This is a genomic window from Streptomyces sp. AC627_RSS907 (assembly GCF_019049165.1).
In genome coordinates this window covers 1-634 of record NZ_JAGMUE010000887.1, presented here as the reverse complement: position 1 = coordinate 634, position 634 = coordinate 1, and the positions used below count along the sequence as shown (strand labels likewise).

Annotated in this window: 1 protein-coding gene; it reads left to right on the top strand. The window is 72.9% G+C overall.

Annotation, left to right across the window (positions count from 1 at the left end):
* Positions 1–197: 197 nt before the first annotated feature.
* The coding region (locus KUM32_RS39275; protein WP_308408837.1) for an aminopeptidase P N-terminal domain-containing protein at positions 198–634 on the top strand (437 nt) is incomplete at its 3' end.

Sequence of the window (634 nt, the reverse complement as noted above, 5' to 3'; positions counted from 1 at the left end):
AAGCCGCCCCGGGCCGACGCGGCCGGGAGCGGGCCCGGGGAACCCCGGGGCGGGGCGGCGGGCGCTCCTCCCAGGTGGAGCTTTCGGGCCCCTCCGTACCGATGCGTCCGGCCCCTGCGGGGGACGCGCCGCTCACCCATACGATGGGTAAGGTCCCCAGGCCCGAGGCCAGGGGCGGTCCAGTTCGAGGAGGAGACGTGACCGAGGAGCCCACTCCGGAGACCCTGGAGAGCGACAAGCCGATCAAGCAGCGTAAGAACGCGCTCTACCTGGGCGTGTCCGATGAGCTGGCCGAGAACATGCAGAGCGGCTGGGCGGACACCGAGCTGCACGACCTGCGGCCGATCCCGCAGGCTGAGCACACCGCACGGCGCCGTGCCGCGCTCTCCGCCCGCTTCCCGGGCGAGCGGCTGGTGATCCCCGCGGGCAACCTCAAGACCCGCTCGAACGACACCGAGTACAGCTTCCGCGCCTCCAGCGAGTACGCGCACCTCACCGGCGACCAGACGCAGGACGGCGTCCTCGTCCTGGAGCCGACCGGCGCCACGGGCCACACGGCCACGCTCTACCTGCTGCCGCGCTCCAACCGCGCCAACGGCGAGTTCTGGCTCGACGGCCAGGGCGAGCTGTGGGT